The following is a 21,557-nucleotide window of genomic DNA, read 5'->3' as shown; positions in this document are numbered from 1 at the left end:
CGTCGGCCCTCCTCGTTCGTCGGTCTGCGGGGTGGATCTGCCGGGTCAGCCGTCGTTCCGGGCGGTGACCAGGCGGCGGGACAGCAGCGCGGCACCGCCGAGGGCGCCCGCACCGAGCACCAGCATCCAGGCGCCGTTGCCGTCGTCGGCCAGGCCGGCCTCGCCGGACGGCACGCCGCTCGGGGAGGAGTGCAGGCCGTCGATGGACTGCACCGCGAGCGCCAGGTTCTCGTCGGACGCCGAGCCCCACGCGTAGACGATCGTGTGCGTGCCCTCGGCCAGGTCCACGTCGGCCGGGCCGATCGCGACGGTGTCGGTGCCCGCCAGGACCACGTCCGCGCTCACGGTGCCCGCGGGGACCTCGAGGCTCTGCTCGTTCGGGTTCTCCAGGCCGTTGACCACGACCTGACCGCCGGCGCGCACGTCCACCGCGGGGGCGGCGGCGGTGTGCCGGACGGTGAGCCGCGCCTGCCCGGCGCCGACCGCGGAGGTGTCGTTGACGAACGGGGTCAGCCGGGGGGTCCCGCCGGCGTCCAGGTGGGCGACGACGGTGATGTTCGCGCCGGCCGGGACGGTGACGTCGTTCGCCTCGATCGCCGGGGTGTCGCTCGCCGGGTCGGACCCGTCGGCGAAGACCTGCAGGTCGTAGTCGCCGGCCGGCAGCTGGACCGGGTCGGTCAGGGTGCCCGGGGCGAAGTCGGGGAGCAGCTCCTCGCCGTTGGCGTACACGTCCACCGTGAGGCCGGGGACGCCGTGCAGCACCGACACGGTCGCCGTGGACGCCGCCGCCTGGGCGGGGGCGGCTGCGAAGGCCAGGGGCAGGGCCGCGACCGCGGCCGCGGCGGGAAGGGTGCGCATCTCTGGTTCTCCCTCGGTGGGGTGACCCGCCATCCGCGGGTCCTCACCCCCTACTTCCGGGCACCCCCCGTCCCCGGATGCAGCCCGGGCCGACAGATCCCGCGGGCTGCACCCCGGTCAGTCCCAGCGGAACCAGCGCACCGCCGCCGCCGAGGAGACCGCGGTCCAGGCGGCGAGCACCCCCAGGGCGACGACGTCAGCCGCACCGTCGACCAGTGCGGTCCGCAGCCCCTCGGCCAGGGCCCCGGACGGCAGCGCCACCGCCACCGGCTCGAGCGCCGCGGGCAGCTGGTCCACCGGCAGCAGCACCCCGCCGCCGAGGGCGAGCAGCACCCACACGAGGTTCGCCACGGCCAGGACGGCCTCGGCGCGCAGCGTCCCGGCGAGCAGCAGGCCCAGGGCGGTGAAGGCGGCCGTCCCCAGCACCAGCAGCGGGACGGCGGTCCACCACCCCGCAGCGGCCGGTGACCACCCCAGGGCCAGGGCGACGGCCCCCAGGACCGCGACCTGCACCACCTCGACGAGCAGGACGGATCCCGCTCGGCCGAGGAGCAGCCCCGAGCGGCCCAGAGGCGTGGTGCCCAGGAGCCTGAGCACCCCGTGCCGGCGGTCGAACCCGGTCGCGATCGCGGTGCTGGTGAACGCGGTCGACATCACCGCCAGCGCCAGCACCCCGGGTGCGACGACGTCGACGGCCCGCGAACCCGCGGGCACGTCGAGCTGCACGACACCGGTGCGCGACAGGCCGACCAGGGCGATCGCCGGCAGGACGAGGGTGAGCAGGAGCTGCTCGCCGTTGCGCAGCAGCAGCCGGGTCTCCCACAGGACCTGGGCCAGCACCCGCCGGTGCGCCGGCGCGGGCCGCGGAGTGCTCGCGTCGGGCCGGCCCGCGAGGTCGTTCACCGCAGCGCCCTGCCGGTGAGGTCGAGGAACACGTCCTCCAGGCTCGTCCTGCCGACCGACAGCTGCGCGGGCATCAGCCCGTGCGCGGCGCACCACGAGGTGACGGTCGCCACCGCCTGCGGGTCGACGTCACCGGTCACCACGTAGTGCCCGGCGCGCGTCTCGTCGACCTGCACCCCGGTGGGCAGCGCGCGACGCAGCGCGGCCAGGTCGAGGTGCGGTGCGGTGTCGAACCGCAGCGTCGCGCCGCCCGCGGCGCCGGTGAGCTCCGCCGGGCTGCCCGCCGCCACGACCCGTCCGGCGTCGACGATGACGACGGTGCTGGCCAGCCGCGCCGCCTCGTCCATGTCGTGGGTGGTCAGGACGACGGCCACGCCGTCCGCGCACAGGTCCCGGACGACGTCGTGCACGACGTGACGCGACTGCGGGTCCAGGCCGGCGCTGGGCTCGTCGAGGAAGACCAGCCGGGGCCGGCCCACCAGGGCGGCCGCCAGGGCGACGCGCTGGCGCTGGCCACCGGAGAGCCGGCGCACCGACGTGCGGGCGAACGCCGTCAGACCCAGGCGCCCCGCCAGCGCCGCGACGTCCAGGGGGTCGCGGTGCAGGCGGGCCAGGTGCTGCAGCAGCTCGACGGGGCGGGCCTGCGTCGGGAGCCCACCGTCCTGCAGCATGACGCCGACGGCCGCCCGCTGCTCGACCGGTCCCCGTGCACCGCCCAGCACCTGCACCGACCCCGCGTCCGGGCGCCGCAGACCGACGCAGCACTCCACGGTGGTCGTCTTGCCGGCGCCGTTGGGCCCCAGCAGCGCCGTCACCTCACCGGCCGGGGCGTCGAGGTCCAGCCCGTCCACGGCGGTGCGGCCGCCGTACCGCTTCACCAGCCCGCGGACCCGCAGCGCCGTGGTGCCGGCGGGCGCCGGGGCTGGGGGGTGCACGCGGGCGATTCTAGGGACCGGCGGGCGCGTCCCCGACCGCGGTCCGCCCTCCCAGGCGACCGCGGTGACCAGCGCCACAGCCGCGCGGGTGGTCGCGGATTCGACCCGTCCAGCCAATTACGTCACAATAGCGTTGTGGATATCGGGACGGCGCTCGCCCCACGGCGCGCGACGAGCACGGACGCGGAGACCAGCACCCGCGCCCGCGTCGCGCGCGCCGTCGGCGAGGACGGTCCCGTCACGGCCACGGCGCTCGCCGCGTCCCTCGGGCTGACCGCCGCCGCCGTCCGCCGTCACCTCGACGCGATGCTGGCCGACGGCCTCATCGAGGCCCGCACGCCGGCCGCCGGTCCGCGCCGCCGGGGCCGGCCCGCGAAGGCCTTCGTGCTCACCGACGCGGGGCACGCGTCGCTCACCAGCGCCTACGACGACCTGGCCGTGTCCGCGCTGCGGTACCTCGCGCAGCGGCACGGACGCGACGCCGTGCGGGAGTTCGCCGCGGAGCGCGTCGCCGACCTCGAGGAGCGGTACGCCGCGCCCGTTCGGGCCGCCGGCGACGACGCGGCGCGGCGCGCGGAGGAGCTGGCGCGCGCGCTGTCCGCCGACGGGTACGCGGCGTCGACGCGACCCGTGGGCCCCCGCGGGCCCCGCCAGGCGGTCCAGCTGTGCCAGGGGCACTGCCCGGTCCAGCACGTCGCCGCGGAGTTCCCCGAGCTGTGCGAGGCCGAGGCCGCGGCGTTCTCCCGCCTGCTGGGGGTGGACGTCAGGCGGCTCGCGACGCTGGCCAACGGCGAGCACGTGTGCACGACGCACGTCCCGGCGACGCCCGCGACCAGCGCCCCGGCCGCCGCCCAGGGCTCCCCTCGAGCGGCCTCCGCGCCCGCCGGTACGGTTCGCGCCGGGAACAGGCCGGGCCCGCCCGCCGCTGCACCCGGCAGGTGGCCGCGGGAGCGAGCGGCACCGTGCCGGGCTGCGGCGTCCGAGCCGACCGCGACGACCCCGCCCGACCGTCCCCACGACAGACCAGAGACGCACGAACGCACGCACGGCACGCCCCGACGTCCGGGAGGACCGAGAGCATGAGCACCGACATCGAAGCCCTGAACCCCGAGCTCAAGGGCCTGGGCACGTACGAGTACGGCTGGGCCGACCGGGACGACGCCGGCGCGACGGCCCGGCGCGGCCTGTCCGAGGACGTCGTGCGGGACATCTCGGCGCGCAAGGACGAGCCCGAGTGGATGCTGCGCACCCGCATGAAGGCCCTGAGGCTGTTCGGCAAGAAGCCGATGCCCGCCTGGGGCAGCGACCTGACCGGCATCGACTTCGACAACATCAAGTACTTCGTGAAGTCGACCGAGAAGCAGGCGACGTCCTGGGAGGAGCTGCCCGAGGACATCAAGAACACCTACGACAAGCTCGGCATCCCGGAGGCGGAGAAGCAGCGCCTCGTCGCCGGCGTCGCCGCGCAGTACGAGTCGGAGGTCGTCTACCACCAGATCCGCGAGGACCTGGAGGAGAAGGGCGTCATCTTCGTCGACACCGACACGGGCCTGCGCGAGCACGAGGAGCTCTTCAAGGAGTACTTCGGCTCCGTCATCCCGCCGGGTGACAACAAGTTCGCGGCGCTCAACACCGCCGTCTGGTCGGGTGGCTCCTTCATCTACGTGCCGCCGGGCGTGCACGTCGACATCCCGCTGCAGGCCTACTTCCGGATCAACACCGAGAACATGGGCCAGTTCGAGCGGACGCTGATCATCGCCGACGAGGGCTCGTACGTGCACTACGTCGAGGGCTGCACGGCGCCGATCTACAAGTCGGACTCGCTGCACTCCGCGGTCGTCGAGATCGTCGTGAAGAAGAACGCCCGGGTGCGGTACACGACCATCCAGAACTGGTCGAACAACGTGTACAACCTCGTCACCAAGCGGGCCACCGCCGCCGAGGGCGCCACCATGGAGTGGGTCGACGGCAACATCGGCTCGAAGGTGACGATGAAGTACCCGGCCATCTTCCTGCTCGGCGAGCACGCCAAGGGCGAGACGCTGTCCATCGCCTTCGCGGGTGAGGGCCAGCACCAGGACGCCGGCGCGAAGATGGTCCACGCGGCCCCGCACACGTCGTCCTCGATCGTGTCGAAGTCGGTGGCGCGCGGTGGTGGCCGGACGTCGTACCGCGGCCTGGTGCAGGTGCTCGAGGGCGCCCACCACTCCGCCTCGACGGTGCGCTGCGACGCGCTGCTCGTCGACACGGTCAGCCGCTCGGACACCTACCCCTACGTCGACGTCCGCGAGGACGACGTCGCCATGGGCCACGAGGCGACCGTCTCCAAGGTCAGCGAGGACCAGCTCTTCTACCTGATGTCGCGCGGCATGAGCGAGGACGAGGCGATGGCGATGATCGTCCGCGGCTTCGTCGAGCCGATCGCCCGCGAGCTGCCGATGGAGTACGCCCTCGAGCTGAACCGGCTGATCGAGCTGCAGATGGAGGGCGCGGTCGGCTGACGGGCGCCACCGCGCCCGCGACCACCACGCGCACCATGACCGACACCACCCCGACCGGTACGGAGGAACCCGCCATCAGCACCGACGAGCTTCGCCAGGAGCACGCGGTCGACCACGCCGCGCAGGCTCCCGCCGCGGTGACCCTCGACTCCTCGGACACCCCCGGGCCGGGCGGGGAGACCCGCGCGGCCCAGCACGGCCTGGGCGCCCACTCCCACGGCGCCGGCGTGCCGGAGCAGTCCCGCGCCGAGCGCCGCACGTCCTACGACGTCGCGGACTTCCCGCTGCCCACGGGCCGCGAGGAGGAGTGGCGCTTCACCCCCGTCGACCGCCTCGGCGCCCTGCTGACCGAGGGGCCCAGCGACCCCGGCGCGGTGTCCGTCGAGGTCGTCGCGCCCGAGGGCGTCACGCACGGCGAGGTCGCCCTCGACGGCTCGACCCGCTCCGAGGCGTTCGTGCCCGGGGACCGGGCGGCCGCCGTCGCGTACGCCGGCACCGCGGCCGCGCTGCGGGTGAGCGTCCCGCGCGAGACCGAGCTGTCCGAGCCGGTCCTGGTGCGGGTGCGGGGCAACGGCGGCCGGGTCAACGGCCACGTCGTCGTCGAGGCCGAGCCGTTCTCGAAGGCCATCGTGGTGCTCGACCACGTCGGCACCGCGGAGCACGGCGGCAACGTGGAGGTGCGCGTCGGCGACGGCGCGAACCTCACCGTGGTCAGCCTCCAGCAGTGGGAGGACGACGCCGTCCACCTCGGCCAGCACGACGCCCTGGTCGGCCGCGACGCCACCTACAAGCACGTCGTGGTCACCCTCGGTGGCGCGGTGGTGCGGCTGTCCACCAACGTGCGCTACGCCGGGCCGGGTGGGGACGCCACGCTGCTCGGGGTGTACTTCGCCGACGCCGGTCAGCACCTCGAGCACCGCTCGTTCGCCGACCACTCCGCGCCGAGCTGCCGCAGCAACGTCGTCTACAAGGGCGCGCTGCAGGGCGACACCGCGCACACCGTGTGGGTCGGTGACGTGCTCATCCGCGCCGCCGCCGAGGGCACCGACACCTACGAGCTGAACCGCAACCTGGTGCTCACCGACGGCGCCCGCGCCGACTCGGTCCCGAACCTGGAGATCGAGACCGGGGAGATCGTCGGGGCCGGCCACGCCAGCGCCACCGGCCGTTTCGACGACGAGCAGCTGTTCTACCTGCAGGCGCGCGGCATCCGCGAGGACGAGGCGCGGCGCCTGGTCGTGCGCGGCTTCTTCGCCGACATCGTGCAGCAGATCGGCGTCCCCAGCGTCCAGGAGCGCCTGATGGAGGCCATCGAGGCCGAGCTCGCGCTGTCGATGAACGCCCCCGCCGAGGTGGGCGCGTGAGCCTGCAGCGCGTCTGCTCGGTCTCGGACGTCCCGGACGACACCGGCGTCCTCGGCCTCGAGGTCGACGGCGAGCCGGTGGCCGTCGTCCGGGACGTCGACGGGCAGCTGCACGCGGTGAGCAACGTGTGCTCCCACCAGTACGTGCTGCTGTCCGAGGGCGAGGTCGAGGACTGCGCGATCGAGTGCTGGCTGCACGGCTCGCGCTTCGACCTGCGCACCGGCGAGCCGACCGGGCTGCCCGCCACGGCGCCCATCGACGTCTACGAGATCAGGGTGGACGGCGACGACGTGCTCGTCGACGTGACCACCCGCCTGAACACCACGGACCCGGCGGACCGCGTCACCGCGGACGCCAGCAAGGAGAGCTGAGATGTCGACCCTGGAGATCAAGGACCTGCACGTCAGCGTGGACGCGGGCGAGGGTGAGCGCAAGCAGATCCTGCGCGGCGTGACGCTGACCGTCCGGTCCGGCGAGACGCACGCCATCATGGGGCCGAACGGCTCCGGCAAGTCCACCCTGGCCTACTCGGTGGCCGGGCACCCGAAGTACACGATCGACTCCGGCACGGTCACCCTGGACGGCGAGGACGTCCTGGAGATGAGCGTCGACGAGCGGGCGCGCGCCGGCCTGTTCCTGGCGATGCAGTACCCCGTCGAGGTCCCCGGCGTCACGGTGTCGAACTTCCTGCGGACGGCCAAGACCGCGGTCGACGGCGAGGCCCCGAACCTGCGCACCTGGCTCAAGGACGTCCGCGGCGCCATGGCCGGCCTGAAGATGGACCCGGCCTTCGCCGAGCGCAACGTCAACGAGGGCTTCTCCGGCGGCGAGAAGAAGCGCCACGAGATCCTCCAGATGGAGCTGCTCAAGCCGCGGATCGCGATCCTGGACGAGACCGACTCCGGGCTGGACGTCGACGCGCTCAAGGTCGTGTCCGAGGGCGTCAACCGGGTCCGCGAGGGCGGTGAGGTGGGCATGCTGCTCATCACGCACTACACGCGGATCCTGCGGTACATCAAGCCCGACTTCGTGCACGTGTTCGTCGACGGCCGGATCGCCGCCGAGGGCGGGCCCGAGCTCGCCGACGAGCTCGAGGAGAACGGTTACGACCGCTTCGTGACCGCGGGCGCCGCGGCGCCGGCGTCCTGACCACCGGGACGGGCACGGCGGGAGGCACGGTGACGCAGGCCTACGACGTCGAGCGGGTGCGCCAGGACTTCCCGATCCTGGCGCGCCGGCTCGACGGCGACCAGCCGCTGGTCTACCTGGACTCGGCCAACACGAGCCAGAAGCCCCGGCAGGTCGTCGACGCGATGGCGTCGCACCTGCTGCAGCACAACGCCAACGTGGCCCGCGCCGTCCACACGCTCGGGGGCGAGGCGACCCAGGCGTTCGAGGACGCCCGCGTCGACGTCGCGCGGTTCGTCGGGGCCGCCCGCCCCGAGGAGGTCGTGTTCACCAAGAACGCCTCCGAGGCGCTCAACCTCGTGGCGCGGGTCCTCGGCGAGGCCGGGGAGCACGCCGTCGGACCGGGCGACGAGGTCGTCGTCACGCGGATGGAGCACCACTCCAACCTCGTCCCGTGGCAGATGCTGTGCGGCCGCGTCGGCGCCCGGCTGCGCTGGTTCGACGTCACCGACGACGGTCGGCTGGACCTGTCGTCCGTCGACGAGCTGCTCACCGAGCGCACCAAGGTGGTGGCGCTGACCTGGGTGTCCAACGCGCTCGGCACGGTCAACCCCGTCGCCGACGTCGTCCGCCGCGCGCACGAGGTGGGGGCGCTCGTGGTCGTCGACGCCTCGCAGGCGGTGCCCCAGCTCCCGGTGGACCTGACCGCGCTGGGCGCCGACCTCGTGGCCTTCACCGGGCACAAGATGGTGGGCCCCACCGGCATCGGCGTGCTGTGGGGCCGGTACGACCTGCTCGCGCAGCTACCGCCCTTCCTGGGCGGCGGCGAGATGATCGAGACGGTCACGATGGAGGGCTCCACCTGGGCCGCGCCACCGCACCGGTTCGAGGCCGGCACCCCGCCGATCGCCGAGGCCGTCGGCCTCGGCGCCGCGGTGCGCTACCTCGAGGGTCTGGGCATGGACGCCGTCGCCGCGCACGAGCAGCAGCTGACGGCCTACGCCCTGGACCAGCTGGCCGGCGTGCCCGGGCTGCGCGTGATGGGCCCCACGGAGGCGGTCGACCGCGGCGGGGCGATCTCCTTCACCCTCGACGGCGTGCACCCGCACGACGTCGCCCAGCTCCTGGACTCCTACGGCGTCGCGGTGCGGGCGGGGCACCACTGCGCCAAGCCCGTGCACCAGCGGTTCGGGGTGCAGGCGAGCACCCGGATGTCGCCGTACCTGTACACCACGACCGCTGAGGTCGACGCCCTCGTCGTCGGCCTGGACAAGGTCCGCTCGTTCTTCGGAGGTGCGGCGTGAGCATGCAGGCGCTGTACCAGGAGCTCATCCTCGAGCACTCCAAGCGCCCGCACGGTGCGGGGCTGCGCGAGCCGTTCGACGTCGAGGTGCACCACGTCAACCCCACCTGCGGGGACGAGATCCGGCTGCGGGTCCGCGTCGGCGGGGACGGCGACGCGCCCGGTGGGGACGTCGACGACGCGGTCGTGCAGGACGTCTCCTACGACGCGCTGGGCTGCTCCATCAGCGTGGCCGGCGCGTCCGTGATGGCCGACGCGGTGACCGGCGGGACGGTGCGGCAGGCCATGGAGCGCTACGACCAGGTGCGGCAGATGCTGCAGACCCGCGACGGCGGCGAGCCCGACCCCGAGGTCCTCGGGGACGCGGTCGCCTTCGCCGGTGTCGCGAGGTTCCCGGCGCGCGTCAAGTGCGCGCTGCTGGGATGGGCCGCGGTCCGCGACGCGTTGTCGCAGGCCGTGGAGACGACGAAGGAGAGGTCATGACCGACCAGACCACCCACCAGGCCACCGAGCCGACCTCCGGACCGCCCAATGGGGAGGGGCAGGCCGTGGCGCCCTCCGGCGCCTCCAGCACGCCCACCCCGGCGACCGCGGCGGACGTCGAGGAGGCGATGCGGGACGTCGTCGACCCCGAGCTCGGCATCAACGTCGTCGACCTCGGCCTGGTGTACGGCGTGACCGTCGACCAGAACAACCACGCGGTCATCGACATGACGCTGACCTCGGCGGCCTGCCCGCTGACCGACGTCATCGAGGACCAGACGGCGCAGGCTCTGGACCCCGTCGTGACCGGTCACCGGATCAACTGGGTGTGGATGCCGCCGTGGGGCCCCGACAAGATCACCCCGGACGGTCGGGAGATGCTGCGGGCCCTCGGCTTCAACGTGTGACGGACGGCTGAGGGGCGGCTGACGGTGGCGCACCGGTTCGTCGAGGTCTCGCCGGAGCGCCTGCCCGGGTGGGCGGAGCGCTTCGCCGCCGGGCACGGCGGCAGCACCGTCGAGGTGGGCCGCGAGGTGCTGCGGCTCGTCGGCGCCGACGGGGCCACCGCCGACCTCGAGGTGCCCTGGCCGCCAGCGGACCTGCCCACCGAACCGCACGACGGCGCACCTTCCGCAGGGACGCCGGCTGCCGCCGTGGTACGCCTGGCGGAGCACGCCGCCCGCCCGCGGACCGCGCTGCTGCTGCTCGTGCGCCGCGGCGGGTACGGCGCAGGCCTGGCGCGCGACGGTCGGCTCCTCGACCACGCCGTCGGCACCCGCTACGTGCAGGGACGCACCGCGGCCGGCGGGTGGTCCCAGCAGCGGTTCGCCCGGCGCCGCAGCGGCCAGGCCGCGGCGCTCGGTGGCGCCGCCGCCGAGGCGGTCGCCCGCGTCCTGGGCCGGGTGGAGGGGGCAGACCACCGGCCCCAGGTGCTCGTCCCCGGCGGGGACCGCGGGCTGGTGGACGACGTGCTCGCCGACCCTCGCCTGCGCTCCGTCGCCGAGCTGCCCCGCGGTCCGCTGCTGGACGTGCGCGACCCCCGCCTGGTGGTGCTGCAGGACGTCGCCGACCGCGCCCGCCGGGTCCGGGTCCGGGTCACCGACGCGCCGACCGGCTGACGGCGACCTGCAGTGCCAGGCCGGATGAGCAGGACAGGCAGGACAAGGCAGGAGGGCGTGACCGAGCGGAGGTGGTGACCCGTGGGTGACCCGCCGCGGACGGCCGAGGAGCTCCTCGCCCCCAGCCCCCTCGGGCTGGAGGTGCTGGGCGCCGTCCGCGCGGCGCTGGCGGGACGCACCTCGTGCGAGGAGCGGGTGGGCCGCAGCCAGGTGGCCTTCTACCGCGAGCGCGGCTTCGCCTACCTGTGGCGCCCGGGGCAGTACCTGCGGTCGCCGTCCGCGGAGCTGGTGCTGAGCCTCGCGCTGCCCGAGGAGGTCGACTCGCCCCGGTTCAAGCAGGTCGTGCGCCCCTCGCCACGGCACTGGATGCACCACCTCGAGCTCCGGCACGTCGATGACGTGGACGCCGAGGTCCGGGGCTGGCTCGTCCGGGCGTGGGAGTCCGCCGTCCGGACCCGCCCGTGAGGCGGTCGTACCCGCCGGCCGGCCGCCGGCGTCGGGCTCAGTCGTCCAGACCCCGGGCGGCGAGCGCCTCCCCGACGCGGTCCGCGTGCCGGACCGTCCGCACGACCACCGGTGTGACCAGCGCCCGCGTGCTGCGGTCCAGCCCGCGCGCGCGGCGCGCCTCCCGCGCTTCGGCGAAGGCCCCCGCGACCACGGGGATCGCCCGCACGGTCAGGGACAGGACCAACGCCACCCGCTCGGGATCCACCCCCAGCGGCCGCAGCGGCCGCAGCGCGCGGGTGAGCGCGCCCATCATCTCGCTGACCCGCGTGGTCAGGGTGACGACGCTCGCCGCGGCCACCGCGACCACGAGGGTCCCCACCACGGCGACCGCCGTGCGCCACCCCGCCGTCCACAGCTGGAACGGGACGAGCAGCAGCACCACCCACCGCAGCGGCCACACCTGCGCGACCAGCGTCCGGGCGGGTAACCGCGCCACGACGGTCGCGGTCACCACGACCGCGGTGGCGACGAGCACGCCCGCGGGGGAGCGGAACGCCACGAGCAGGGTCGAGAACACCACCAGCGCCGTCAGCTTCGCCCCGGCCGCGGCACGGTGCAGCGGCGAGCGACCCGGGACGTACAGGCCGGTCAGCACCACGCCCCCCTGACGGGGCGTCGGCCGGACGGTGTCGGGGGACTCACGCCATCAGCTCCCGGTAGCGGGCCAGCGCCTGCGCCGCCGGGCCGTCGGCGACGACCCGGCCCTCGTGCACGACGAGGACCCTCTCCCACGTCTCGAGCAGGTCGAGGTGGTGGGTGACGAGGACGACGCGCTGCGGCAGGGCGTCGAGGGTCGCCGCGACCTGCCGGCTGTTGCGCAGGTCCAGCAGCGTCGTCGGCTCGTCGCAGACCAGGACGTCGGGCTCGGTGACGAGGACCGCCGCGAGGGCGAGCAGCTGCTTCTGCCCGCTGGAGAGCAGGTGCGCCGGGTGGTCGGCGTGGTCGGACAGCCCGTGCCGCGCGAGCACCTCGGCCACCCGGGCGGCGCTCTCCTCGGGGTCCAGCCGCAGCCTGCGCAGCGAGAACGCGACGTCCTCGGCGACGGTGGGCATGACGATCTGGGCGTCGGGGTCGGAGAACACGAAGCCGACCTTGCGGCGCACCTGGCCGCCGTGCCGCCTGGTGTCGAGTCCGTCGACGGTGACCGTGCCCGCGGTGGGCAGGACGAGCCCGTTCAGCAGCCGGGCCAGCGTGGACTTGCCCGAGCCGTTCGCCCCGACCACCCCGACCCGGCGCTCGGTCAGGCGCAGGTCGACACCGTCCAGGACGAGACGGTCCCCGTACGCGTGGGACACCCCCTCCAGCCGGATCATCGGCGCGTCGGTCTCGCCGCCACCGTCACCGGCCTCCGAGGGGGCGACGTGGTCGACGTCGCGGCCGCTCACGGCCCCACCCGCTCGGCCAGCAGGGCGAGGCCCTGGCCCCCGCCGACCGCGCAGGTGGCCACCCCCAGGCGTGGACCGTCCTGGCGCACCAGGCGTGTGAACAACCGGACGAGCAGCGCGGCACCCGACGCGCCCCACGGGTGGCCGAGGGCGATCGCCCCACCGTCCGGGCAGACGCGGTCCGCGTCGCCGTCCAGGGCGTCGAGGCCCAGCGCGTCCGTCGCGGCCAGGACCTGCGCGGCGAACGCCTCGGTGACCTCCAGCACCCCGACGTCCGCCAGCCCGGTGCCGGTGGCCGCCAGCAGCCTGCGGACCGCCGGGACCGGTCCGAGCCCCGGCAGGTTCGGGTCGACGCCGGCGGCCACCCAGCCACGCAGGGCGAGGCCCGGCACGCCGAGCGCGCGTCGGACCCGCTCGGGGACGACGGCCACCACGGCCGCGCCGTCGCTGACCCCGCAGGCGTTGCCGGCCGTGACCGTGCCGCCGGCGCCGAAGGCCGCCGGCATCCTGGCGAGCACCTCCTCGCGCACCCGCCGGGGGCGCTCGTCGCGCTCGAGCCCCGCCACGGCCACCAGCTCGGCGTCCAGGGCGCCCGTGTCGCGGGCGCGCAGCACGCGCGCGTGCGAGCGGGCCGCGTAGGCGTCCTGGCGCTGGCGGGACACCCCGCACCGGTGCGCGACGGCGTCGGCGGCCGGCCCCATGTCCGGGTCGCCGACGTCGGCGGGGGCGAAGGGTGCGCGCTCGTAGGGGACCGGGGGGCCGGTCGCGGTCGCGGGGCGGTGGAACGTCCACGGCGCGGTGCTGGGGCTCTCGGCGCCGCCGGCGAGCACCAGCTCGGCGCCGGTGGCCGCCACGGTCGCGGCGGCGACGTGGACGGCCTCCTGGCCGCTGCCGCACTGCCGGTCGACGGTGACGCCGGGCACCTCGGTGCCGAGCCCCGCGGCGAGTGCGGCGACCCGCGCCACGTTGCCCCCGGGTCCGCGGCAGTTGCCGACGACCACGTCGGACACCGGGGGTGCGGCGCCACCGAGGTCGGCGAGCACGGCGCGCAGCACGGGTGCGAGCAGGCCGGTGACGTCCACGTCGCGCAGCCCGCGCCCCGCCGTCCCGAAGGGGGTGCGCCGGGCGGCCACGACCACCGGGGTGAGGTCGCCGGTGGGGGACGCGCCGCGGTGGGGGGAGGGGGTCATCGCCGGTCCAGGCTAGTCGGGGTGTGCGCGGTGACCGGTGCCGAGGTGACCGGTGGCCAGGTGTCCGGCGGCGGTGAGGTGGCGGGTCGCGAGGTCGCGGGCCGCGGCGCGGTCGACCTTGCCCGAGCCGGTCCGCGGCAGCGCCGTGACCGGCACGTACCGCACGGGCCGCTGGGGAGGTGACAGGGTCCGGGCGGCCGCGCGCAGGGCGCCGGGGTCCGCGGCCCCGGCGACGACCGCGACGAGGACGTGGCCGTGCCGGGGGTGCGGGACGCCGACGACGGCGACGTCGTCGACCCCGGCGACGGGGCGCAGCGCTGACTCGACGTCCTCGACGACCACGGTGTGCCCGGCGGTGGTGACGGCGGCGTCACCCCGGCCCAGCACCACGAGCCCGTCCGGGTCGGTGCGGGCGAGGTCGCCGACGCTCGCCCACCCGGCCGGGTCGGTGCGCAGCGGACCCGGGTCGGTGGGGTCGAGGTAGCCGCGAGCCAGGTACGCCGAGCGGGCCCACAGCACCCCGTCGCGCACGTCCACGGACACCTGGGGGAAGGGCGTCAGCGCCCTGCCAGCGCCCACCCGGCACGCGACGAACGACAGCTCGGCCGCCCCGTAGTACTGGACGAGCCGCAGACCGGCCGCGACGACGGCCTCGGCCAGAGCCCCGGGCAGGCGGTCACCGGCGACGACCACGCAGCGCAGCGCGGGCAGGCCGCCGGCCCGGTGCCGGTCGAGCACGTCCGCGAGCCCACCGGGGACGGTGTGCACGACGGTGGCCGTGGTCGCGTCGTCGTCGCGCAGCAGCACCCGTGCGCCCACCCGTGCGGCGTGCCGGGCCCCGTGCAGGTACAGGGAGGAGGCCAGCGGTCCGGGCAGGTGGACGACGTCCCGGTCGGTCAGCTCCAGCAGCGCGGTCAGGTGCGGATCGCTGGCGAGCCACGACGCTGCAGACCGGACGACGCCGCGCGGTGCACCCGTGGACCCCGAGGTGAGCAGGACGAGGTCGCCGGCACCGAGACGGCCCGCGCGCACCGCGCGGTGCGCCGCCGCCTCGACCGCTCGCCGGCGTCCGGGAGGGGTCCGCGGGTCGAGCACGACGCACGGCGGCCCCCCGGCCTCGGCGTCGTGGACGGCGGCCAGCAGGTCCCGTTCGTCCCGCGGGGTGACCTGCCCGGGCCCCTGGCGCACGGCGCCGTCGCGGGTCAGCGCCGCGCGCCCACCGGCTCGGGCCGGCGGGACGGCTGGCCCACGCCCGGGTAGCCGCGGTGCACGGCGGCGGCGACGGCGGTGGCGATCACGACCTTGAGGGCGTCGCCGGGCAGGAAGGCCAGCGACGACACCGCGGCGACGGCCACGGAGGTGCCGGTCACCGCGGCCTGCACGGGCACGCCGACGGCGTAGACCACGCCGATCCCGCCGGCGGCGTTGGCGAGCGCGCCCCACCACTGGGGGTAGGCGGGCAGCCGCCGCTGCACCAGCCACCCGATGACCGCGGCACCGGCCACCCACCCGACCAGGTACCCGGCGCTGGGCCCGGCGAACACCGCCAGCCCGCCGCGCCCCCCGGACAGCAGCGGCATCCCGAGGGCCACCAGCGCGAGCAGCGTCAGCACCGCCAGCGCCCCGCGGCGCCACCCGAGGACGGAGCCCGCGAGCATCACGCCGAGCGTCTGCAGGGTGATCGGCACGGTGTTGCCGAGGACGTGCACGCTGCCGGGCAGCCCGAGGACGGCGATGAGCGCGGCGAAGGAGGCCACGAGGGCCAGGTCGCGGGCCGGCAGCCGGCGGCGACCCCGCAGGCGGTCACGCAGCCGGGACAGGGACGGTCGAGGCAGGGGCACGGCCGGGATGCTAGCCGGGGGGCGCGAGGCGCCCGTGCACCGTCCGCCGGGCGGACGGGCGGCTGACGACCGGCTGGCGACCGGCTGACGACCGGCGGAGGGCTGCGACCGCGGCGCCGGTCAGCCCAGGTCGGCCGCGGCGAACGTGTCGCACCGGTTCGGGTCCCCGGTGCGGTAGCCGGTCGTGAACCACCCCATCCGCTGCTCGCTGGACCCGTGGGTCCAGGCCTCCGGGTTGACCTGCCCCTGCACGGACTCCTGGATCCGGTCGTCGCCGACGGCGGCGGCCGCGGACAGCGCGGAGCGCACGTCCTGCTCGGTCAGCTCGGCCAGGTACGTGGTGCCGGTGTCGGCGTCGACGGTGCGGCTGGCGTGGTGGGCCCACACCCCGGCGAAGCAGTCGGCCATCAGCTCGGTGCGCACGGCCCCGGACTCCGGTCCGCGGGGGTCGCGCTGGGCGTTCTGGAGGACCCCCAGCGCGTTCTGCACGTGGTGACCGAACTCGTGCGCGACGACGTACATCTCGGCCAGCGGGCCGCCCTGGGCGCCGAACCGCCCGCGCAGGTCGTCGAAGAAGGACACGTCGAAGTACATGCCCTGGTCGGCCGGGCAGTAGAACGGCCCGACCGCGCTGGTCGCGCTGCCGCAGGCCGTGGACGTGCCGCCGCGGAAGACGACCGTGGCGGGGCGCTGGTAGGCCACCCCGAGCTGCTCGGGCAGCGCCTGCGACCAGTAGGCGTCCAGGCTGTTCTCGGTGGCGACGACCCGGCACTCGGGGTCGGTGTTGGCGTCCTGCGCCGTCCGGCACTGCGCGGCGAGGTCCTGCCCGCCGGCAGCCGGTGGCGCCCCGGTGCCGCCGCCGGTGAGGTCGTCGGGGTTGACGCCCAGGACGAGGGCCAGGACGAGCACGACGATCCCGCCGAGCCCACCGCCGATGGCCACGCCACCGCGTCCGCCGCCACCGCGCGAGGCGTGGCTGGTGTCGATGCTGACGCCCTCGTTGAAGCTCACGCGAGCCCTCCCGGGACGTCGCCGTCCCCGTCCACCCGCCCCGGCACCAGCCCCGAGCCGGCGACCGCGGCGGGAGGCGGCACCGTGGCTCGTACACTAGGCCGCTGGTCCGCCGACCGCCTCCGGTACGGCGACCCGCGGGGCCGCCGTCCCCGTGGGCCGGCCAGCCGTCCGTCCGAGACACGACGAAGAGGTCCTGCGTGATCACCGCCCACGGCATCGAGCTGCGTGCCGGTGCCCGCGTCCTGATGCAGGACGTCAGCTTCCGGGTCGGCCCGGGGGACCGCGTCGGGCTCGTCGGGCGCAACGGCGCCGGCAAGACGACCCTGACCAAGGTGCTGGCCGGGCAGGCGCAGCCGGTGGCGGGGTCGGTGCAGCGCAGCGGTGACGTCGGGTACCTGCCGCAGGACCCGCGCACCGGCGACCTCGACGTGCTGGCCCTCGACCGGGTGCTGTCGGCCCGGGGCCTGGACGACGTCATCACCCGCATGCGCCGCGCCGAGGGCGAGATGGCCAGCACGGACGACGCCACCCGCGACGCCGCGATGGCTCGCTACTCCCGGCTGGAGTCGGAGCTGCAGGCGCGCGGCGGGTACGCCGCCGAGGCCGAGGCCGCCCGCATCGCCAGCAACCTCGGCCTGGACGAGCGGGTGCTCGGCCAGCCGCTGCGGACCCTGTCCGGAGGGCAACGGCGCCGCGTCGAGCTCGCCCGCATCCTGTTCTCGGGCGCCCAGACGCTGCTGCTCGACGAGCCGACCAACCACCTGGACGCCGACTCCGTCGCCTGGCTGCGCGACTTCCTCAAGGCGCACACCGGCGGCCTGGTCGTCATCAGCCACGACGTGGACCTGATCGAGACCGTCGTCACCAAGGTGTTCTACCTGGACGCGAACCGCGCCTGCCTCGACGTGTACAACGTCGGCTGGAAGGCCTACCTGCAGCAGCGGGAGGCCGACGAGCGACGTCGGCACCGCGAGCGCGCCAACGCCGAGAAGAAGGCCGGCGAGCTGATGCGGCAGGCCGACAAGATGCGGGCCAAGGCCACCAAGGCCGTCGCCGCCCAGAACATGGCCCGTCGCGCCGAGCGGCTGCTGTCCGGGCTGGAGGAGGTCCGTCAGGGCGACAAGGTCGCGAAGCTGCGCTTCCCCGACCCCGCCTCGTGCGGGCGCACCCCGCTGCGGGCGAGCGGGCTGTCCCGCTCGTACGGGTCGCTGGAGATCTTCACCGACGTCGACCTGGCCATCGACCGGGGCAGCCGCGTGGTCGTGCTCGGCCTCAACGGCGCGGGCAAGACGACCCTGCTGCGGATCCTCGCCGGCGTCGACGCCCCCGACACCGGCGCGGTGGAGCCCGGTCACGGCCTGCGGCTGGGCTACTACGCCCAGGAGCACGAGACGCTCGACACCGACCGGACGGTGCTGGAGAACATGCGCTCCGCCGCCCCGGACCTCGGGGACACCGAGGTCCGCAAGGTGCTGGGCTCGTTCCTGTTCAGCGGCGACGACGTCGACAAGCCCGCGGGGGTGCTCTCGGGCGGTGAGAAGACCCGGCTCGCCCTGGCCGCGCTCGTGGTCTCGGCGGCGAACGTCCTCCTTCTCGACGAGCCGACGAACAACCTCGACCCGGCCTCGCGCGAGGAGGTGCTCGGCGCGCTGCGGCAGTACGCGGGCGCCGTGGTGCTGGTGACCCACGACGAGGGGGCCGTGCAGGCCCTCGACCCGGAGCGGGTGCTGCTGCTGCCGGACGGCGTGGAGGACCTGTGGAGCCCGGACTACGCCGACCTGGTCTCCCTCGCGTGAGGCCCTGGCGGCCACGGCGCAGCGGACGCGCGCCGCGTGACCGGCCCGTGGCGCGCCGGAAGGTGACCTTGGGCGTACCGTGTCGCCACGAGCGCCCTCGTGGGCGCTACGCCACAGCGCGAGGAGGGGACATGCCGCAGCTGCCGAAGGGCCGCCGGATCGTGGGGGACGCCCGGGCGGACCTGACCGCGGACCTGGTGCGACGCTACGAGGCCGGCGCCAGCATCCGCGACCTGGCCGAGGAGACCGGGCGCTCCTACGGGTTCGTCCACCGCATCATCAAGGACTCCGGCGCGACCATGCGCGGACGGGGCGGCGCCACGAGGAGGAAGAGCACCGCGTGAGCGACGACGAGGGGCCGGCCTGGATGGAGCAGCTGACGGGGCTGTGCGAGGCCGCCGGGCTCGGCCTGCACGTGGGGCGCCGCCGGTGGGACGTCGTCCTGGCCCGTCCCGAGCGCCTCAACGCCCAGGTCCCGGCGACGTGGCGCGCCCTCGCGCAGGTCGGTGACGCCGTCGCCGAGCACCGGCCCGACGTGGTCGTGCTGCGCGCCCTGGGCTCCTCGTTCTCGGCGGGCCTGGACCGGGCGATGCTGACCGGGCAGGTGCCCGGCGAGCAGGGGCTCGCGGCCCTGGCCGCCCGCCCCACCGAGGAGGTGGACCGCGTCATCGCCGGCTACCAGGCGGCGTTCACGTGGTGGCGGGAGGTCGACGCGCTGACGGTGGCCGCCGTCCAGGGGCACGCGATCGGTGCGGGCTTCCAGCTGGCCCTGGCCTGCGACGTGCGCGTCGTCGCGGACGACGTCCAGCTCGCCATGCGCGAGACGTCGCTCGGGCTCGTGCCCGACCTGGCCGGCACCCACCCCCTCGTCGAGGCCGTCGGCTACTCGGTCGCGGTCGAGCTCTGCGCGACCGGGCGTGCCGTGGACGCCCAGGAGGCCGTGCAGCGCGGCCTGGCCGGCTCGGCGGTGCCGGCCGACCGGCTCGGCGAGGCGGTCGACGGGCTCGTCGCCGCCGTCCTGGCCGCGCCACCGGGAGCGGTCGCCGACACCAAGGCCCTGCTGCGCGGGTGCGCGGGCCGCTCGGCCGTCGACCAGCGGGCGGCGGAGCGCGCCGCCCAGACCGGCCGGCTGCGCGCGATGGCCGCCGCCGCCGGGGCGTCCGCCCCGGCACGCGTCTGAGCACGCCGGTCGAGGAATCCGCCGCCCGCGGTCGGCGTTGAGCACGGCGGCACCGGCGACGTCGCCGGCCGCGGGGAGGTCGCATGCAGGGCATGGGTGGTGGACGCGCCGGCATCGGCGCCGCGTACCGGTCGCAGACCAGGGACCCCTCCGTCGCCGCGCACCAGCTCGCCCCCGGCACGGGGCGGCGCATCCTGCGGTTCGCGCGGCCCTACCGCACCCAGATCGGCCTGTTCCTGGCCCTCGTCGTCGCCAGCGCGGGCATGGTCGTCGTCACCCCGCTGCTGCTCAAGCGGATCGTCGACGACGGCGTCGTCCCGGGGGACCGCGGCGTGGTCGTCGGGCTGTCCCTGCTGGTCGCCCTGCTGGCGTTCGTCGACGCCGGCCTCACCCTGCTGCAGCGGTGGTTCTCCTCCCGGATCGGTGAGGGCCTCATCTTCGACCTGCGCACGCAGGTCTTCTCCCACGTGCAGCGCCAGCCGGTCGCCTTCTTCACCCGCGCCCAGACCGGCGCCCTCGTCTCCCGGCTCAACAACGACGTCATCGGCGCCCAGCAGGCGTTCACCACCACCCTGTCCTCCGTCGTGTCGAACGTGGTCACCCTCGTCGGCGTGACCATCGCGATGATGTACCTGTCGCCGCTCATCACGATCGCGGCGCTGGTGCTGCTGCCCGTGTTCTGGCTGCCCGCCCGGCGCGTGGGCCGCCACCTGCAGGGCCTGACCCGCGAGTCCATGCAGCTCAACGCGGACATGGGCAACCGGATGACCGAGCGCTTCAACGTCGCCGGCGCCCTGCTGGTCAAACTCTACGGCCGCCACGACGACGAGGACGCCCAGTTCGCCTCGCGCGCCGGCCGGGTCCGCGACGTCGGCGTGCGGATCGCCATGGCCAACCGCGTCTTCTTCACCGCCCTGACGACGGTCGCCGCGCTGGCCACGGCGCTCGTGTACGGCGTCGGCGGCCTGCTCGCGATCGACGGCAGCCTGACCGTCGGCACGCTGCTCGCCCTCGCGGCGCTGCTCGGCCGCCTCTACGGCCCGATCACCGGGCTGGCCAACGTGCGGGTCGACGTGATGACCGCGCTGGTGAGCTTCGAGCGCGTCTTCGAGGTGCTGGACCTGCCGCCGCTGGTGCGGGACCCCGCGCGGCCGCGGGCGCTGCCCGACGGCCCGCTGGAGGTCCGGCTGGAGGGCGTGTCGTTCCGCTACCCGTCGGCGGACGAGGTGTCCCTGGCGTCGCTGGAGCAGGTGGGGGCCGACGACCGCGGAACCGGCGACTGGGTGCTGCGGGACGTGGACCTGACGGTCCGGCCCGGGCAGATGGTGGCGCTGGTCGGTCCCAGCGGCGCCGGCAAGACGACCACCACGGCGCTCGTGGCGCGCCTGTACGACGCGACCCGCGGCGTCGTCCGCGTCGGCGGCCAGGACGTCCGCGACGTCTCGCTCGCGGAGCTGCACGCGCGCGTGGGCGTGGTCACCCAGGAGGCGCACCTGTTCCACGACACGGTGCGGGCGAACCTGCTGTACGCCCGTCCCGACGCCACGCAGGACGACCTCGAGGAGGCGATGCGCGCGGCCCGGATCTGGGACCTGGTCTCCACGCTGCCGCAGGGGCTGGACACCGTGGTCGGGGACCGCGGGCACCGGTTGTCCGGCGGGGAGAAGCAGCGGCTGGCCCTGGCGCGCCTGTTCCTCAAGGCACCGGGTGTCGTCGTCCTCGACGAGGCGACGGCGCACCTGGACTCCGAGTCCGAGGCCGCCGTCCAGCGTGCGCTCGAGACGGCGCTGCAGGGGCGGACGTCGATCGTCATCGCCCACCGCCTGTCGACGGTGCGCGAGGCCGACTCGATCGTCGTCGTCGACGGCGGCCGGGTCGTCGAGCAGGGTCGGCACGCCGAGCTGCTCGCCCGGGGCGGGCTCTACGCCGAGCTGTACCGCACGCAGTTCGCCGACCAGGCCGACCCCGTCGAGGCCGCGCAGGACGACGCGGCCCTGACCGGCGAGGTCACGGTCGGCTGACGGCGCCCGCGCGCGGCGGAGCGGGCCGGC

At 75.4% G+C, this 21,557-nt stretch carries 23 protein-coding genes; 14 read left to right on the top strand and 9 right to left on the bottom strand.

The window, feature by feature from the left end; translation table 11 throughout:
* Positions 1–45: 45 nt before the first annotated feature.
* The 3 genes from ACYVQV_RS01205 to ACYVQV_RS01195 all read right to left on the bottom strand — a co-directional run bounded on the left by ACYVQV_RS01205 (position 46) and on the right by ACYVQV_RS01195 (position 2,696).
* Positions 46–858 carry a DUF4397 domain-containing protein gene (locus ACYVQV_RS01205; protein ID WP_461021426.1) on the bottom strand — a complete coding sequence of 271 codons (813 nt, stop codon included), beginning with the start codon at positions 856–858 and terminating at the stop codon, positions 46–48.
* Between the two features lie 117 nt (positions 859–975).
* On the bottom strand, positions 976–1,761 hold the full coding sequence (locus ACYVQV_RS01200) for an ABC transporter permease (protein ID WP_461021425.1): 786 nt from the start codon (positions 1,759–1,761) through the stop codon (positions 976–978).
* Entirely contained in the window at positions 1,758–2,696 is a 939-nt protein-coding gene (locus ACYVQV_RS01195; RefSeq protein ID WP_461021424.1) for an ABC transporter ATP-binding protein, read from the bottom strand. The genes ACYVQV_RS01200 and ACYVQV_RS01195 overlap by 4 nt, the downstream gene beginning before the upstream one ends.
* Before the next feature lie 135 nt (positions 2,697–2,831).
* Between ACYVQV_RS01195 and ACYVQV_RS01190 the strand changes: the two genes are divergently transcribed.
* The 10 genes from ACYVQV_RS01190 (at position 2,832) to ACYVQV_RS01145 (ending at position 11,058) form a co-directional block, all read left to right on the top strand.
* Complete coding sequence (locus ACYVQV_RS01190; protein ID WP_461021423.1) at positions 2,832–3,779, top strand: helix-turn-helix transcriptional regulator; 948 nt, start codon at positions 2,832–2,834, stop codon at positions 3,777–3,779.
* Complete coding sequence (gene sufB, locus ACYVQV_RS01185; protein ID WP_461021422.1) at positions 3,776–5,197, top strand: Fe-S cluster assembly protein SufB; 1,422 nt, start codon at positions 3,776–3,778, stop codon at positions 5,195–5,197. The genes ACYVQV_RS01190 and sufB overlap by 4 nt, the downstream gene beginning before the upstream one ends.
* A gap of 35 nt (positions 5,198–5,232) precedes the next feature.
* On the top strand, positions 5,233–6,561 hold the full coding sequence (gene sufD / locus ACYVQV_RS01180; RefSeq protein ID WP_461021421.1) for a Fe-S cluster assembly protein SufD: 1,329 nt from the start codon (positions 5,233–5,235) through the stop codon (positions 6,559–6,561).
* Entirely contained in the window at positions 6,558–6,932 is a 375-nt protein-coding gene (locus ACYVQV_RS01175) for a non-heme iron oxygenase ferredoxin subunit (protein WP_461021420.1), read from the top strand. The genes sufD and ACYVQV_RS01175 overlap by 4 nt, the downstream gene beginning before the upstream one ends.
* A 1-nt stretch (position 6,933) precedes the next feature.
* Positions 6,934–7,710 (top strand): Fe-S cluster assembly ATPase SufC, encoded by a 777-nt coding sequence (gene sufC / locus ACYVQV_RS01170; protein ID WP_461021419.1) that lies wholly within the window; start codon positions 6,934–6,936, stop codon positions 7,708–7,710.
* 29 nt (positions 7,711–7,739) lie between these two features.
* Complete coding sequence (locus ACYVQV_RS01165; RefSeq protein ID WP_461021418.1) at positions 7,740–8,993, top strand: cysteine desulfurase; 1,254 nt, start codon at positions 7,740–7,742, stop codon at positions 8,991–8,993.
* The gene (gene sufU / locus ACYVQV_RS01160) at positions 8,990–9,475 is read left to right on the top strand and encodes a Fe-S cluster assembly sulfur transfer protein SufU (RefSeq protein ID WP_461021417.1); all 486 of its coding nucleotides are present in this window, start codon (positions 8,990–8,992) and stop codon (positions 9,473–9,475) included. The genes ACYVQV_RS01165 and sufU overlap by 4 nt, the downstream gene beginning before the upstream one ends.
* Complete coding sequence (locus ACYVQV_RS01155; RefSeq protein WP_461021416.1) at positions 9,472–9,882, top strand: metal-sulfur cluster assembly factor; 411 nt, start codon at positions 9,472–9,474, stop codon at positions 9,880–9,882. Before sufU ends, ACYVQV_RS01155 begins: the two co-directional genes overlap by 4 nt.
* A gap of 24 nt (positions 9,883–9,906) precedes the next feature.
* A complete protein-coding gene (locus tag ACYVQV_RS01150) occupies positions 9,907–10,593 on the top strand; it encodes an acVLRF1 family peptidyl-tRNA hydrolase (RefSeq protein ID WP_461021415.1) in 687 nt (228 codons plus the stop codon).
* An 81-nt stretch (positions 10,594–10,674) separates the two neighbouring features.
* Positions 10,675–11,058 (top strand): DUF5655 domain-containing protein, encoded by a 384-nt coding sequence (locus tag ACYVQV_RS01145; RefSeq protein ID WP_461021414.1) that lies wholly within the window; start codon positions 10,675–10,677, stop codon positions 11,056–11,058.
* A 37-nt stretch (positions 11,059–11,095) separates the two neighbouring features.
* On the opposite strand, the gene ACYVQV_RS01140 is transcribed toward ACYVQV_RS01145, so the two are convergent.
* From ACYVQV_RS01140 to ypfJ, 6 genes are all read right to left on the bottom strand, one after another.
* On the bottom strand, positions 11,096–11,695 hold the full coding sequence (locus ACYVQV_RS01140; protein WP_461021413.1) for a CbiQ family ECF transporter T component: 600 nt from the start codon (positions 11,693–11,695) through the stop codon (positions 11,096–11,098).
* 43 nt (positions 11,696–11,738) lie between these two features.
* Positions 11,739–12,413: an energy-coupling factor ABC transporter ATP-binding protein gene (locus ACYVQV_RS01135; RefSeq protein ID WP_461021503.1), complete on the bottom strand. Its 675-nt coding sequence runs from the start codon at positions 12,411–12,413 to the stop codon at positions 11,739–11,741.
* Positions 12,414–12,481: 68 nt separating this feature from the next.
* A complete protein-coding gene (locus ACYVQV_RS01130) occupies positions 12,482–13,675 on the bottom strand; it encodes a thiolase family protein (protein WP_461021412.1) in 1,194 nt (397 codons plus the stop codon).
* Positions 13,676–13,687: 12 nt separating this feature from the next.
* The gene (locus tag ACYVQV_RS01125) at positions 13,688–14,863 is read right to left on the bottom strand and encodes an AMP-binding protein (protein WP_461021411.1); all 1,176 of its coding nucleotides are present in this window, start codon (positions 14,861–14,863) and stop codon (positions 13,688–13,690) included.
* Positions 14,864–14,877: 14 nt separating this feature from the next.
* Complete coding sequence (locus ACYVQV_RS01120) at positions 14,878–15,516, bottom strand: biotin transporter BioY (protein WP_461021410.1); 639 nt, start codon at positions 15,514–15,516, stop codon at positions 14,878–14,880.
* Between the two features lie 120 nt (positions 15,517–15,636).
* Positions 15,637–16,527 carry a KPN_02809 family neutral zinc metallopeptidase gene (gene ypfJ / locus ACYVQV_RS01115; protein ID WP_461021409.1) on the bottom strand — a complete coding sequence of 297 codons (891 nt, stop codon included), beginning with the start codon at positions 16,525–16,527 and terminating at the stop codon, positions 15,637–15,639.
* 200 nt (positions 16,528–16,727) lie between these two features.
* Here ypfJ and ACYVQV_RS01110 point away from each other — a divergent pair, with 200 nt between their 5' ends.
* The 4 genes from ACYVQV_RS01110 to ACYVQV_RS01095 all read left to right on the top strand — a co-directional run bounded on the left by ACYVQV_RS01110 (position 16,728) and on the right by ACYVQV_RS01095 (position 21,527).
* Positions 16,728–18,326: an ABC-F family ATP-binding cassette domain-containing protein gene (locus ACYVQV_RS01110; protein ID WP_461021408.1), complete on the top strand. Its 1,599-nt coding sequence runs from the start codon at positions 16,728–16,730 to the stop codon at positions 18,324–18,326.
* Between the two features lie 131 nt (positions 18,327–18,457).
* Positions 18,458–18,670, top strand: a complete 213-nt coding sequence (locus ACYVQV_RS01105; RefSeq protein ID WP_461021407.1) for a helix-turn-helix domain-containing protein — start codon at positions 18,458–18,460, stop codon at positions 18,668–18,670.
* A gap of 23 nt (positions 18,671–18,693) precedes the next feature.
* On the top strand, positions 18,694–19,506 hold the full coding sequence (locus ACYVQV_RS01100) for an enoyl-CoA hydratase/isomerase family protein (RefSeq protein ID WP_461021502.1): 813 nt from the start codon (positions 18,694–18,696) through the stop codon (positions 19,504–19,506).
* Positions 19,507–19,598: 92 nt separating this feature from the next.
* On the top strand, positions 19,599–21,527 hold the full coding sequence (locus tag ACYVQV_RS01095; RefSeq protein ID WP_461021406.1) for an ABC transporter ATP-binding protein: 1,929 nt from the start codon (positions 19,599–19,601) through the stop codon (positions 21,525–21,527).
* Positions 21,528–21,557: the final 30 nt, after the last annotated feature.

This window comes from Thalassiella azotivora, assembly GCF_054781695.1.
The sequence above is the reverse complement of the archived record's forward strand: the minus strand, read 5'-3'. Positions and strand labels throughout refer to the sequence as shown.

Coding starts and splice junctions, on each gene's coding strand:
- ACYVQV_RS01135 (WP_461021503.1), bottom strand. CDS start 12,413: ATGATCCGGCTGGAGGGGGTGTCCCACGCGTACGGGGACCGTCTCGTC.
- ACYVQV_RS01130 (WP_461021412.1), bottom strand. CDS start 13,675: ATGACCCCCTCCCCCCACCGCGGCGCGTCCCCCACCGGCGACCTCACC.
- ACYVQV_RS01155 (WP_461021416.1), top strand. CDS start 9,472: ATGACCGACCAGACCACCCACCAGGCCACCGAGCCGACCTCCGGACCG.
- sufB (WP_461021422.1), top strand. CDS start 3,776: ATGAGCACCGACATCGAAGCCCTGAACCCCGAGCTCAAGGGCCTGGGC.
- ACYVQV_RS01105 (WP_461021407.1), top strand. CDS start 18,458: ATGCCGCAGCTGCCGAAGGGCCGCCGGATCGTGGGGGACGCCCGGGCG.
- ACYVQV_RS01095 (WP_461021406.1), top strand. CDS start 19,599: ATGGGTGGTGGACGCGCCGGCATCGGCGCCGCGTACCGGTCGCAGACC.
- ACYVQV_RS01100 (WP_461021502.1), top strand. CDS start 18,694: ATGGAGCAGCTGACGGGGCTGTGCGAGGCCGCCGGGCTCGGCCTGCAC.
- ACYVQV_RS01205 (WP_461021426.1), bottom strand. CDS start 858: ATGCGCACCCTTCCCGCCGCGGCCGCGGTCGCGGCCCTGCCCCTGGCC.
- sufD (WP_461021421.1), top strand. CDS start 5,233: ATGACCGACACCACCCCGACCGGTACGGAGGAACCCGCCATCAGCACC.
- sufC (WP_461021419.1), top strand. CDS start 6,934: ATGTCGACCCTGGAGATCAAGGACCTGCACGTCAGCGTGGACGCGGGC.